A 12,585-nucleotide genomic window follows, 5' to 3' on the forward strand; every position below is an offset into this window, starting at 1 on the left:
ATACGGAGCCGGACGCCGAAGTGTTCAAACGCCTCGTAAATTCACAGGAAGATGACAGGTAGCGGTAAGTCACACATGGTCAAAGCGGCAGCAAGCGCTCTCCCCGCCGTTTCGTCGGCGGCACCGGCCGTGACCGCGCGTGACCCCCTCTCGCCTCCGGGCGCGTGGCAGTGTAGACATGGGCACATGGTGCGTCTCCTGGGTCGATCTCGCTCTCAGTCGACCCGCCGCCCCCAGGGCCGGCCCGCGCAGGGCCCGGACGACCGCGCCCGACGGGTACGGCACGGATCCGACGGCGGCGCGGACCGGGATCCGGAACACCGCGGGGGCCCGCTCGCGAGGCTGCGGTCGGCGGTGGGCGGGCGCAGCGTCGCCGGGCAGGTCTTCCTGCTCCAGGTCGTGATCGTGCTGGTCCTGGTCGTGTCGGCCGTGGTGGCGCTGGTCCTTCAGGTGCGGCACGACAGCAGCGAGGAAGCGCACAACCGTTCGCTCGCCGTGGCGGAGACCTTCGCCAACGCGCCGGGCACCCGGGAGGCGCTGGCCGCCGACGATCCGACGGCGATCCTCCAGCCGAGGGCCGAGGCCGCCCGAGTGCAGTCCAAGGTCGACTTCATCGTCGTGATGAACACCGACGGGATCCGCTACACCCACCCGAAGCCGGACCGCATCGGCAAGCAGTTCGTCGGCACCCTCGGGCCGGCGCTGGAGGGCGAGTCCTTCACCGAGGAGGTCAACGGCACCCTCGGCCCCCTCGTCCAGGCCGTGGTGCCGGTCAAGGACCCCGACGGCAAGGTCGTGGGCCTGGTCTCGGCCGGGATCACCACCGAGAACGTGGGCGGGGCCGCGGAACAGCAGCTGCCCCTGGTGCTGATCGCCGCCGCCGCGGCCCTCGCGCTGGCCACGGCGGGCACGGCGCTCGTCAGCAAGCGGCTCCTGCGCCAGACCCACGGCCTCGGCCCGTCCGAGATGACCCGCATGTACGAGCACCACGACGCGGTGCTGCACGCCGTGCGGGAGGGTGTGATCATCGTCGGCGGCGGAGGCAGACTGCTGCTCGCCAACGACGAGGCGCACCGTCTGCTCGACCTCCCCTCGGATGCGGAGGGACAGGACGTCCACGCCCTGGGCCTGGAATCCCCCATGGCCGACCTGCTGGCCTCGGGGCGCGTCGCCAACGACGAGGTGCACCTGGTCGGCGACCGGCTGCTCGCCGTCAACCAGCGGGCCACCGATCTGCAGGGCGAACCCTCCGGCAGCGTCGCCACCCTCCGCGACTCCACCGAGCTGCGCGCCCTGTCCGGCCGCGCGGAGGCGGCCCGGGAGCGTCTGCGGCTGCTCTACGACGCCGGAGTGGGCGTCGGCACCGGCCTGGACGTGACCCGCACCGCCGAGGAACTGGCGGAGGTGGCCGTCCCCCGGTTCGCGGACTTCGTCACCGTGGACCTCGCCCCTGCGACGCTCAACGGCGACGAGCCCGACACGGTCACCACCCTGCGCCGTACGGCGTGCAGCGGCATCCGCAAGGACGCGCCGCTGTACAAGGTGGGCGAGCGGATCGACCTCGTCGCCTCCTCGCCGCAGGCCCGCAGCATCGACAGCGGCACGTCGACCCTGGTGACCGACCTCAGCCGGGCCACCGGCTGGCAGGCGCAGGATCTCGAACGGTCCGCGCAGGTCGTCCAGTACGGCATCCACTCCCTGATCACCGTGCCGTTGCGGGTGGGCCAGCTGGTGATGGGCGTCGCCAACTTCTGGCGCTCGGAGAAGCCCGAGCCCTTCGACCAGGAGGAACTGGCGCTCGCCGAGGAACTCGTCGCGCGGGCGGCGGTCTCCATCGACAACGCGCGCCGGTACACGCGCGAGCACACGATGGCCGAGACCCTGCAGCGCAGCCTGCTGCCGCGCAACCTCCCCGAACAGAGCGCCCTGGACGTCGCCTACCGCTACCTGCCGGCGCAGGCCGGGGTGGGCGGGGACTGGTTCGACGTCCTCCCGCTGTCCGGCACCCGGGTCGCGGTCGTCGTGGGCGATGTCGTGGGTCACGGGCTGCACGCCGCGGCCACGATGGGGCGGCTGCGCACCGCCGTGCACAACTTCACCGCGCTGGACCTGCCCCCGGACGAGATCCTCGGGCTGCTGGACGAGATGGTCAGCCGTATCGACCAGGACGAGGCGGTGCTGGACGGCACCGCCCCGATCACCGGGGCGACCTGTCTGTACGCGATCTACGATCCGGTCTCGCGGCGCTGCGACGTCGCCCGGGCCGGCCATCCGCCGCTCGCGGTGGCCCGCCCCGACGGCACCGTCGAGTTCCCCGACCTGCCCGCCGGTCCGCCGCTCGGCCTGGGTGGGCTGCCCTTCGAGACCGCCGGGCTGGAGCTGGAGGAGGGCAGTCGGCTGGTGCTCTACACCGACGGCCTCGTCGAGCACCGGGAGCGGGACATCGACGACGGCCTCGAACTGCTGCGCACCGCGCTGACCGGGGCCGACACCTCCCCGCAGGGCACCTGTGAGGCCGTGCTCGACGCGCTGCCGCCGAGCCGGGCGAGCGACGACATCGCGCTGATCGTCGCCCGCACCCGGGCGCTGGACGGCAGCCGCGTCGTGGAGTGGGAGGTGCCCGACGACCCGGCGGCCGTCCGCCGGGCCCGCTCCGACGCCACCCGGCAGCTGGCCGCGTGGGGCCTGGAGGAGCTGGAGTTCACCACCGAGCTGATCCTCAGCGAGCTGGTCACGAACGCCATCCGGTACGGCGGCGGACCCATCCGGGTCCGTCTCATCCACGACCGTCAGCTGATCTGCGAGGTCACCGACAGCAGCCACACCTCGCCCCATCTGCGGTACGCCGCCACGACCGACGAGGGCGGCCGGGGGCTGTACCTCATCGCCCAGCTCACCCAGCGCTGGGGCACCCGCTACTCCCCCACGGGCAAGACCATCTGGACCGAACAGGCGCTGCCCTGACGGTCCTCGACAGGCCCTGCCCGCAGGGGAGGGGTCCCCAAGCGCAAGGAGAGACCGGAGCATGCGTATCGGACTGCTCGGAACCGGCCCGTGGGCCGAGATGGCCTACGCCCCCGCGCTGAGCGCGCACCAGGAGCTGGACTTCGCGGGAGTGTGGGGCAGGCGCCCGGAGGCGGCCAAGGAACTGGCCGCACGGCACGGTGGAGTGCCGGTGTACGAGGACGTCGACGCCCTGTTCGCCGACGTGGACGCGGTCGCCGTGGCCCTGCCGCCCTCTGTCCAGGCACCGCTCGCGGCGCGGGCCGCCCGGGCCGGCTGCCATCTGCTGCTCGACAAACCCCTGGCGACGGATGTGGAGCAGGGGCGGGCCGTCGTCGAGGCGGTCGAGGATGCCGGGGTCGCCTCGGTCGTCTTCTTCACCGCCCGTTTCCAGAGCGCGATCGACGCGTGGATCACCGAACGGGCCGCCGACGGGGGCTGGTTCACCGCCCGCGCGGAGTGGTTCGGGTCGCTGTTCGACGAGGAGAGCGACAGCCCCTTCGCGCGTTCGCCGTGGCGGCGCGAGAAGGGCGGCCTGTGGGACGTGGGCCCGCACGCCCTGTCCGTGCTGCTGCCGGTCCTCGGGGACGTGGAACAGGTCGCCGCCGCCGTGCGCGGCCCCGGGGACACGGTGCATCTGATCCTTCTGCACACCGGAGGGGCGTCCAGCACGCTCACCCTCAGCCTCACGGCACCGCCCGCGGCCTCCGGCGCCACGGTCGAGCTGCGCGGCCGGACCGGGACGGCCGTCCTGCCCGAGTCCGACGAGGGTGCCGTACCGGCTCTCGTACGGGCGGGGGACGCGCTGCTGGCGGCCGCCCGTGGTGGACGCCCGCATCCGTGCGACGCGGCCTTCGCGCTGCGCGTGACGGAGCTGCTCGTCGCCGCGGAGGGGCGGTTGACCGGCTGATACGCGGGGCTCCCGAGCCACGTTCGAGTTGCCGTGTGACCGCGCCCCGCTCGGTGGGCGGGGTTCAGGGGCGGGCGCCGGTGAGGAAGCGGTCGAGGGTGGCCGTGAGCTCCGCCGGCTTCTCGACGGGGAGTTCGTGGCCGGCGTCCAGGATGCGCACCTCGGCGTCCTGGCATGCCTTGGCCATCCTCAGCATCTGGGAGACCGGGAGCTGGATGTCGTGATAGCCGTGGACGAGGAGGGTGGGCGTGCTGATCTCGCCGAGACGGTCGAGGACGTCGAAGGCCCGCATGGCGCCGTACAGGGTCATGACGACCTCGCGCGGGGTGGCCGCCGAGGCGCGGATGTACGAGCGGATCTCCTCGCGGGGGTGGCCGGGGGCGAAGGCCCGCTGGATGTTGGCGGCGACGAACAGCTTGAACGGAACGCGGGTGGAGACCGCCATCAGCAGGCCGCGGCCGCGGCTGTAGGTCATCCGGCCGATGGAGTTGACCAGGACCAGGCGCTCGACCCGCTCGGGGTGGGCGAGGGTGATCGTCTGGGAGATCATGCCGCCCATGGAGTGGCCGACGAGGACGAACCGCTCGACCTCCAGGTGATCGAGGAGAGCGAGCACGTCCCGGGCCAGCTCCTCGATCGTGCGCACCCCCGGGCCACGGCTCTCGCCGTGCCCGCGCAGGTCCAGCCGGATCACGCGCCGCTTCCCGGAGAAGTGCGCGACCTGGTGGTCCCAGCGGTGCCGGTTCGCGGTCCATCCGTGCACGAACACCAGGGGCACGCCGTCGCCGTCCCGGGGGCCCTCGTCGTCGTACGTCAGCACGGCGCCGTCGACTTCGAGCTGCGGCATGGGGGCCTCCTGCGGTGCGGTCCGGTTACTGACCGGTACGGTAGCCGCCTCCCCGGCCCCACGTCACCGGCGTCGGCCGAGGAATCTGCGCGGCGGCACGGACGACCGGGCTGGTGGCGGGGCGGCGGCGGACGGCGGACGGCCCGCGGGCCGCCGCTCCCGGCCAGCCGGCCGCGCGCCGCCGGACGGGCGCCCGCCCCGATCCCCCACCCCAGAGCGCCGCGGGAGGGAAACCACGCGCGCCCGCCGCGCCGCCCTGCTAACTTCCCCCGGTGTTCTCCCTCCAGCAACCCCCGTTCTTCACCCGGCTGCGCGACGCGCGGCGTGTGCTCGTCGCCGGTGCCGGCGGTGGGTTCGACGTGTACGCGGGGCTGCCGCTGGCCCTCGCCCTGCGCGCCGAGGGCAAGGAGGTCCATCTCGCGAACCTGTCGTTCGCCGATCTCTACGGCCTGAGCACCGACGTGTGGCTGGAGCCCGATGTCGCGGCCATCGGCCCGGAGACCGCCTTCCGGGGCGACTACTTCCCCGAGCGCGCCCTCGCCCGGTGGCTGTCCCTGCACCGGCTGCCCAGCACCGTGTACGCGCTGTCCCGTACGGGTGTGGCGCCCCTGCGGGCCGCCTACCGCGCGCTCGTCGACCATCTGGGCGGGGTGGACGCCGTCGTCCTCGTCGACGGCGGCACCGACATCCTGATGCGCGGCGACGAGCACGGGCTCGGCACACCGGAGGAGGACATGGCGAGCCTGGGCGCCGTCGCCGGGCTCGACGAGGTCCCCGAACGCCTGGTGGCATGCCTGGGCTTCGGCGTGGACGCCTACCACGGGGTCAACCACTCGCTGGTGCTGGAGAACCTGGCCGCGCTGGAGCGCGAGGGCGCCTACCTGGGCGCGTTCTCGCTGCCGCGCGACAGCCGGGAAGGCGCGCTGTACCTGGACGCGGTGGCCCACGCCCAGCGGTGCACGCCGACCCACCCGAGCATCGTCAACGGCTCGGTCGCGGCCGCCGTACGGGGCGAGTTCGGCGACGTCCGCTTCACCGACCGCACCCGCAACAGCGAACTGTTCATCAACCCGCTGATGGCGCTGTACTTCTGCGTGGACGCGGTGGGACTCGCCCGCCGCAACCTCTACCTCGACCGGCTGGAGAAGACCGAACTCACCCGGCAGATCAGCTCGGTCGTCGAGGAGTTCCGGGACGGGCTGCCCCGGCAGCGCCAGCCACGCGCCTTCCCGCACTGATCCCGCCACGCGCCCCGTCACCGGCCCTGCGGAGCGGAGTACGGGACGGATGACAGACTGGCGGCATGGAAGAACGCGCATTCGGTAGGTCGGGTCAGCACGCGTCCGTCGTCGGTCTCGGCACATGGCAGCTGGGCGCCGACTGGGGAGACGTCGACGACACGGAGGCCCTGGCGGTGCTGGAGGCGGCCGCCGAGTCGGGGGTCACCTTCTTCGACACGGCCGACGTCTACGGCGACGGCCGCAGCGAGCAGACCATCGCCACGTTCCTGCGCAGCAGGCCCGACCTCCATGTGTTCGTCGCGACGAAGATGGGCCGTCGCGTGGACCAGATCCCCGAGAACTACGTCCTCGACAACTTCCGGGCCTGGAACGACCGCTCCCGCCGCAACCTCGGCGTGGACCGCGTCGACCTGGTCCAGCTGCACTGCCCGCCCACACCCGTCTACTCCTCGGACGAGGTGTTCGACGCCCTGGACACCCTGGTCGCGGAGGAGCGCGTCGCCGCGTACGGCGTCAGCGTGGAGACCTGCGCGCAGGCGCTGACGGCGATCGCCCGCCCGAACGTGGCGAGCGTGCAGATCATCCTCAACCCGTTCCGGATGAAGCCGCTCCTCGACGTCCTCCCGGCGGCCGAGAAGGCGGGGGTCGCGATCATCGCGCGGGTTCCGCTGGCCTCGGGGCTGCTGTCCGGCAGGTACACGAAGGACACGGTCTTCGCGGAGAACGACCACCGCACGTACAACCGGCACGGCGAGGCCTTCGACCAGGGCGAGACCTTCTCCGGCGTCGACTACGCCACGGGCGTCGAGGCGGCGGTCGAGTTCGCCGGGCTGACCCCCGACGGCTACACCCCGGCCCAGCTGGCGCTGCGCTGGATCATCCAGCTGCCGGGCGTCACGACGGTGGTCCCGGGCGCCCGCACGCCGGACCAGGCCCGCGCCAACGCGGCGGCGGCCGCACTGCCGGAGCTGTCCGGGCAGACACTCACGGCGATCCGGGACCTGTACGACCGGCGCATCAAGGAGCAGGTCGAGGGCCGCTGGTAGCGCGCGGGGCGCGAGACGGCGCCGTGCGGGAGGCGGCCGGTCGGCCGCTTCCCGCACGTGGGCTCACGCCTCGCGGCCGGCGCGTCAGATACGGCCGCCCGTGAGCCGGGTGAGCGGGCCCTGCACCTGGCGTCCGGAGCGGCGTCCGACGGCGTAGGAGGCGGCGGTCAGGGCCGTCAGGCCCGCGCCCACACCGGCGGCGACGAGCTTGCGCTGGGCGATGACGGTCACGGCCGTCTTCGCGGTGGCCGCCACCTGGCCGGATGCCTGGACGACCGCCTGGCGGCCGGCCTCGACGCCCTTGGCCGCGCTGTGCACGGCCGCGCTCGTGCTGTCGGCGGCGCGCTTGGTCGCCTCGGCCGCGTGCCCGGCACCGGCCTTGACGGACGAGGCGGCGCCCTCGGTCTTGTCCGCGGCCGTCTTCGCGGACTCGGTGGCCGGAGCCGTCGCCTTGGTGGCGGTCCGGCGGGCCTTGGCGGCGGTCGTCCCGGCGGACGCGGAGTTCTCGTTCGGTTCCTTGTTCGACTGATTCATGGAGACCGCGTTGCCGTTCGACGCCGCGCCAAACACCCTGTCGAGGACCGTGTCCGCCGAGGGTCTCCGGGCCCCTCCCGCCGTCCGCCCATTCCCCCGCATGGCATAAGATCGCTTTATGAGGTCATAGACCCGACCCGTGTACCTGGTAAGGGTTGCCTTAGTTTAGGGTTGCCGTCGAGTCGCTTTTCTCCGCTCGAAGGGAACCTGAACATGCCCCGCCCTCTGCGGGTGGCCATCGTCGGAGCCGGACCCGCCGGGATCTACGCCGCCGACGCGCTGCTGAAGTCCGACGTGGCCACCGAGCCCGGTGTGTCCATCGACCTCTACGAGCGGATGCCCGCCCCGTTCGGACTGATCCGTTACGGCGTGGCCCCCGACCACCCCCGCATCAAGGGCATCATCACCGCCCTGCACCAGGTGCTCGACAAGCCGCAGATCCGTCTCTTCGGCAACGTCGACTACCCGGCGGACATCAACCTGGACGATCTGCGCGCGTTCTACGACGCCGTGATCTTCTCCACGGGCGCGACGGCCGACCGCGCGCTCGACATCCCCGGCATCGACCTCGACGGCTCCTACGGAGCGGCCGACTTCGTCTCCTGGTACGACGGCCACCCGGACGTCCCGCGCACCTGGCCCCTGGAGGCCGAGAAGGTCGCCGTCCTCGGTGTCGGCAACGTCGCGCTGGACGTGGCACGCGTCCTCGCCAAGACCGCCGACGAGCTGCTGCCGACCGAGATCCCGGCCAACGTCCACGAGGGTCTGAAGGCCAACAAGGCGCTGGAGGTCCACGTCTTCGGCCGCCGGGGCCCGGCGCAGGCGAAGTTCTCCCCGATGGAGCTGCGGGAGCTGGACCACTCCCCCAACATCGAGGTCATCGTCGACCCCGAGGACATCGACTACGACGAGGGTTCCATCGCGACCCGGCGCGGCAACAAGCAGGCCGACATGGTCGCCAAGACCCTGGAGAACTGGGCGATCCGCGACACCGGCGACCGCCCGCACAAGCTGTTCCTGCACTTCTTCGAGTCGCCCACCGAGATCCTCGGCGAGGACGGCAAGGTCGTCGGCCTGCGCACCGAACGCACCGCCCTGGACGGCACCGGCAACGTCAAGGGCACCGGCGAGTTCAAGGACTGGGACGTCACCGGCGTGTACCGCGCGGTCGGCTACCTCTCGGACAAGCTGCCCAAGCTGCCCTGGGACGTCGCGTCGGGCACCGTCCCGGACGCGGGCGGCCGGGTCATCGAGGAGACCGGCGCGCACCTGCAGTCGACGTACGTCACCGGCTGGATCCGGCGCGGTCCGGTGGGCCTCATCGGACACACCAAGGGCGACGCCAACGAGACGGTCGCCAACCTGCTGGACGACTTCGCGAACGGGCGGCTGCACGAGCCGTCCGCGCCCGCCCCGGAGGCCGTCGACGCCTTCCTCGCGGAGCGTGAGGTGCGCTTCACGACGTGGGAGGGCTGGTACAGGCTCGACGCCGCAGAGAAGGCGCTGGGCGAGCCGCAGGGCCGGGAGCGCGTGAAGATCGTCGAGCGTGAGGACATGCTGCGGGAGAGCGGCGCGTAGGCCCTCCACCGACGGGCGGGGGGAACTGCGGACCGTGGTCGAGCCTGTGGGTCGTCCGTGGCCGGGCGCGCGGTTCCCCGCGCCCCTTTCAGGGGCCCGCGGCCCCAGGGGCATAAGCTCGTCCAATGGCCAAGTACTACGACGTGCATCCCGACAACCCCCAGCCGCGTGCCATCTCCCAGGTCGCCGACAGCATTCGTCAGGGCGGGCTGATCGCCTATCCGACGGACTCCTGCTTCGCGCTGGGGTGCCAGCTGGGCAGTCGTGACGGCATCGAGCGGATCCGCACGATCCGGCAGCTCGACGACCGGCACCACTTCACCCTGGTGTGCGAGAACTTCGCGCAGCTGGGTCAGTTCGTCCACGTCGACAACGACGTGTTCCGCGCCGTGAAGGCGTCGACGCCCGGCAGTTACACCTTCATCCTCCCCGCGACGCGGGAGGTGCCCCGCAAGCTCCTCCACCCGAAGAAGAAGACCGTCGGGGTGCGCATCCCCGACCACCGCGTGGTCCAGGCCCTGCTCGCGGAGCTGGGCGAACCGCTCGTCTCCAGCACCCTGCTGCTGCCCGACGAGGAGGAGCCGCTGACGCAGGGCTGGGAGATCAAGGAGCGCCTGGACTACCTGGTCGACGCGGTGGTGGACTCGGGTGACTGCGGCACGGAGCCGACGACCGTCATCGACTTCTCCAGCGGCGAGGCGGAGATCATCCGCAAGGGCGCGGGCGACACGTCACGGTTCGAGTGATCCCGCGGGCGGCGGCCGGGATCAGGTCTGCCGCAGCGGCTCGTAGGCCTCGGCGCTCAGCCCGAACGTCCAGGCCACCCCTGCGCGGGCCGTGGTGGTCGCGGGCGGCACCCGCAGCCAGTAGGTACGGCTCGTGCCGTCCGGCTCCGGCGTGGAGTTGACGACCTCCACCATCACCACGTCCTCGTCACCGGGCAGGGCTATGCGCCACAGCACACCCGTCTCGTCGCGGTGCACCGGCTTCGCCCCGGACTCCTCCAGATAGCGGTCGTAGCCGTAGAACTCCAGCATCACGCGGCGCAGCTCCGCGTTCTCCTCCGCCCGGATCTCCGCCGGGGTCAACGAGCCCAGCCGGTCGAGGAACGCGCCGGGAACGGGCAGCCCGCGCCAGGCGTGCAGGGCGAATCCGTCGGCGTAGGCGAGCGCGGGCCCGTCGCCCCGGTCCAGCCGGCCCGCCTCGTCGCGGTGCAGCTCCACGGGCCGCTCGGCGACGACCGCGAGCTCCTCGTACGGCCACCACCAGCCAGCCGTGCGGGCCACCTCGGCCAGTCCGTCGAGGCCGGGGGCCGCGTCGAACGCGGACAGCCAGGCCGCGTCGTGCTGACCGAGGACGGCGTCCAGGAGGAGCAGCCGGATGCCGGTCTCCTCCTTGCGGTCGGCGGGTGCCAGCGCCTCGACGACTCCGGTGCGGACGCGGTCGATCAGCGGCCGGGTGGTCTCCCACAGGTCGGCGCCCGTCGCCCGCCAGTGCTCGCTCCAGCCGGTGGGGCCCAGCCGGGTGTGCAGCCGGGCCCGCTCGGCGGCGACGGTCCCGTTGCGGACCGCGTCACGGACGCTCGCCCCGGTCGCCGGCAGTACCTCACCGCCCGGTGCCGGTGCCCCCGACAGCAGCCGTACCGCCTCCAGGGGCGAGCGGACCCACACGATCCGCCCGGGCTCCCGCAGCCCCGCCCGTCGGTAGGCCAGGCGCACGCCCGCCTCCGCCCGTGCCCGGTCGCCCGCCCCCGTGGCCGCCGCCACCGCCCGCCAACTCGTCCGTTCCGTCACGCCGTTCCTCCAGGATTCTCAAGTCCGTCCCCGCGGGCCGCCGTGGGCCACGGCCGCCCTCCTGCCCACCGGCTCAGTCGGCGACGATCCGCACCGACCCCGGTACGTACTCGCGCTGCCGCACGACGCGGTACCAGCCCTTGGGCAGGGAGATGGCCGCGTGCTCCTCGTGGACGACGCGGGCGCCCTGCGGCACGTGCAGCAGCATCGGCCCGAACGCGCCCGCCTCGCGGACGAGACGGCCGGGGCCGACCACGGCGTGGGCGTGGCCGGTGACCTCGCCGAGGGCGAGGACGAGCCGCCCCCGGCCGTCGCGCGGCTCCGAGGCGGCGTCGAGCGCGCCGCCGGGCACGGCGCTCTCGGCCAACGGCGCGATCAGGACGTCTCCTTGCCGGTACATGGGTCTCCCTCCCGTCGGGCACTCGCTGTGCCACGACAGGACCGTAGGGGCAGCCACTGACAACCGGCCCGCGCCCGCCCGTTCGCCGGGGCGCGGACCGATGTTCGTCCACAGGACGGGGGTCCGCCGCACACGTTGTCAGTCGGACTTGGTAGAACTCCCCTACCCGGCGGCGCCACGCGCTCCGGGTGCGCGACGGGCGGACCGGACAGGGATTCGGCGCCGCCCACGGACATGGAACGAAGGGGCGGGCGCACATGACCATCGGGAGCCATCTGGAGGAGTTCCACGGCCTGCCGGTCCACCGCTTCCCGAAGTCGGTGGAGAGCCCGCAGGGCGCCGGGCACCTGCCCGCTCCCGAGTCGGTGGCCTGGAGCATCGCCGTGGAGTCCTACGACAGCGAGGAGTCGTGGGAGGAGGCGTTCGCCAGGTTCCTCGCCTGCGTCGACACCGAGAAGGTGCGGGCGCTGATCGTGGGGGCCTGGAGCGACGCCTACGACAACGGCCCCGAGGCGATCGTCGAGGCCCTGGTCGCGGCGAAGGACCGGCTGCCCGCGCTGCGCGCCCTCTTCCTCGGCGACATCGTGATGGAGGAGTGCGAGATCTCCTGGATCAACCAGGGGGACGTGAGCCCGCTGCTGGAGGCCTTCCCGGAGCTGGAGGAGTTCGGGGTGCGCGGCGGCCAGGGGCTCGGCTTCCCGGCGCTGCGGCACGAGCGGCTGCGGACCCTGACGGTCGAGACCGGCGGCATGCCCGTCGAGGCCGTCCGGGGGGTCGCGGGCAGCGACCTGCCGGCCCTCGTCGAGCTGGACCTGTGGCTCGGCACGTCCGAGTACGGGGGCGACTGCGAGGTGGCCGACCTGGCGCCGATCCTCGCGGGCACCCGCCTGCCGGCCCTCAAGCACCTGGCCCTGCGCAACAGCGAGATGCAGGACGACATCTGCGCCGCTCTGGCCTCGGCCCCCGTGGTGGCCCGCCTCGACGTCCTCGACGTGTCCATGGGCGTCCTCACCGACGACGGCGCGACCGCGCTGCTCACGGGCCAGCCGCTGACCCACCTCACCACGCTGGACCTGCACCACAACTACCTGAGCCCGGCGCTGCGCGACCGCCTCCGGGACTCCCTGGAGGCCGAGGGGGTCCAGGTCGACGCCGACGCCGACGACGCCGAGTCGGACGAGGAGGAGGACGGCACGGTCTGGCGGTTCGTCGCGGTGGGCGAGTGAGCGCGTA

General features: G+C 72.8%; 11 protein-coding genes. 7 read left to right on the forward strand and 4 right to left on the reverse strand.

What is annotated here, in order from left to right:
* Window positions 1-186 precede the first annotated feature (186 nt).
* Together STRBO_RS0125750 and STRBO_RS0125755 are read left to right on the forward strand one after the other, a co-directional pair.
* Complete coding sequence (locus STRBO_RS0125750; RefSeq protein WP_202500360.1) at window positions 187-2,964, forward strand: SpoIIE family protein phosphatase; 2,778 nt, start codon at window positions 187-189, stop codon at window positions 2,962-2,964.
* A 61-nt stretch (window positions 2,965-3,025) separates the two neighbouring features.
* Window positions 3,026-3,913, forward strand: a complete 888-nt coding sequence (locus STRBO_RS0125755; RefSeq protein ID WP_005483859.1) for a Gfo/Idh/MocA family protein — start codon at window positions 3,026-3,028, stop codon at window positions 3,911-3,913.
* Window positions 3,914-3,977: 64 nt separating this feature from the next.
* Here STRBO_RS0125755 and STRBO_RS0125760 read toward each other — a convergent pair whose 3' ends face one another.
* Window positions 3,978-4,760 (reverse strand): alpha/beta fold hydrolase, encoded by a 783-nt coding sequence (locus STRBO_RS0125760; RefSeq protein ID WP_005483860.1) that lies wholly within the window; start codon window positions 4,758-4,760, stop codon window positions 3,978-3,980.
* Window positions 4,761-5,032: 272 nt separating this feature from the next.
* Here STRBO_RS0125760 and STRBO_RS0125765 point away from each other — a divergent pair, with 272 nt between their 5' ends.
* Window positions 5,033-5,998, forward strand: a complete 966-nt coding sequence (locus STRBO_RS0125765; RefSeq protein WP_005483861.1) for a DUF1152 domain-containing protein — start codon at window positions 5,033-5,035, stop codon at window positions 5,996-5,998.
* 65 nt (window positions 5,999-6,063) lie between these two features.
* The gene (locus tag STRBO_RS0125770; RefSeq protein ID WP_005483864.1) at window positions 6,064-7,047 is read left to right on the forward strand and encodes an aldo/keto reductase; all 984 of its coding nucleotides are present in this window, start codon (window positions 6,064-6,066) and stop codon (window positions 7,045-7,047) included.
* Between the two features lie 84 nt (window positions 7,048-7,131).
* Here STRBO_RS0125770 and STRBO_RS0125775 read toward each other — a convergent pair whose 3' ends face one another.
* Window positions 7,132-7,617 carry a hypothetical protein gene (locus STRBO_RS0125775; protein WP_005483865.1) on the reverse strand — a complete coding sequence of 162 codons (486 nt, stop codon included), beginning with the start codon at window positions 7,615-7,617 and terminating at the stop codon, window positions 7,132-7,134.
* A 177-nt stretch (window positions 7,618-7,794) separates the two neighbouring features.
* Here STRBO_RS0125775 and STRBO_RS0125780 point away from each other — a divergent pair, with 177 nt between their 5' ends.
* Complete coding sequence (locus STRBO_RS0125780; protein WP_020115064.1) at window positions 7,795-9,159, forward strand: FAD-dependent oxidoreductase; 1,365 nt, start codon at window positions 7,795-7,797, stop codon at window positions 9,157-9,159.
* A gap of 125 nt (window positions 9,160-9,284) precedes the next feature.
* Window positions 9,285-9,905, forward strand: coding sequence for an L-threonylcarbamoyladenylate synthase (locus STRBO_RS0125785; protein WP_005483867.1), 621 nt, complete (start codon window positions 9,285-9,287; stop codon window positions 9,903-9,905).
* 21 nt (window positions 9,906-9,926) lie between these two features.
* Here STRBO_RS0125785 and STRBO_RS0125790 read toward each other — a convergent pair whose 3' ends face one another.
* Together STRBO_RS0125790 and STRBO_RS0125795 are read right to left on the reverse strand one after the other, a co-directional pair.
* The gene (locus STRBO_RS0125790; protein WP_005483868.1) at window positions 9,927-10,952 is read right to left on the reverse strand and encodes a DUF6745 domain-containing protein; all 1,026 of its coding nucleotides are present in this window, start codon (window positions 10,950-10,952) and stop codon (window positions 9,927-9,929) included.
* A 73-nt stretch (window positions 10,953-11,025) separates the two neighbouring features.
* A complete protein-coding gene (locus tag STRBO_RS0125795; protein WP_005483869.1) occupies window positions 11,026-11,352 on the reverse strand; it encodes a hypothetical protein in 327 nt (108 codons plus the stop codon).
* Window positions 11,353-11,609: 257 nt separating this feature from the next.
* On the opposite strand from STRBO_RS0125795, the gene STRBO_RS0125800 reads away from it, so the two are divergent.
* On the forward strand, window positions 11,610-12,578 hold the full coding sequence (locus tag STRBO_RS0125800) for an STM4015 family protein (RefSeq protein WP_005483870.1): 969 nt from the start codon (window positions 11,610-11,612) through the stop codon (window positions 12,576-12,578).
* Window positions 12,579-12,585 lie beyond the last annotated feature (7 nt).

Origin of the sequence: Streptomyces bottropensis ATCC 25435 (assembly GCF_000383595.1) — a bacterium.
Classification (GTDB): domain Bacteria; phylum Actinomycetota; class Actinomycetes; order Streptomycetales; family Streptomycetaceae; genus Streptomyces; species Streptomyces bottropensis.

What these genes read in the sequence shown, in the direction of transcription:
- STRBO_RS0125750 (WP_202500360.1), top strand. Translation starts at nt 187, where the DNA reads ATGGTGCGTCTCCTGGGTCGATCTCGCTCTCAGTCGACCCGCCGCCCC.
- STRBO_RS0125755 (WP_005483859.1), top strand. Translation starts at nt 3,026, where the DNA reads ATGCGTATCGGACTGCTCGGAACCGGCCCGTGGGCCGAGATGGCCTAC.
- STRBO_RS0125760 (WP_005483860.1), bottom strand. Translation starts at nt 4,760, where the DNA reads ATGCCGCAGCTCGAAGTCGACGGCGCCGTGCTGACGTACGACGACGAG.
- STRBO_RS0125770 (WP_005483864.1), top strand. Translation starts at nt 6,064, where the DNA reads ATGGAAGAACGCGCATTCGGTAGGTCGGGTCAGCACGCGTCCGTCGTC.
- STRBO_RS0125780 (WP_020115064.1), top strand. Translation starts at nt 7,795, where the DNA reads ATGCCCCGCCCTCTGCGGGTGGCCATCGTCGGAGCCGGACCCGCCGGG.
- STRBO_RS0125785 (WP_005483867.1), top strand. Translation starts at nt 9,285, where the DNA reads ATGGCCAAGTACTACGACGTGCATCCCGACAACCCCCAGCCGCGTGCC.
- STRBO_RS0125795 (WP_005483869.1), bottom strand. Translation starts at nt 11,352, where the DNA reads ATGTACCGGCAAGGAGACGTCCTGATCGCGCCGTTGGCCGAGAGCGCC.
- STRBO_RS0125800 (WP_005483870.1), top strand. Translation starts at nt 11,610, where the DNA reads ATGACCATCGGGAGCCATCTGGAGGAGTTCCACGGCCTGCCGGTCCAC.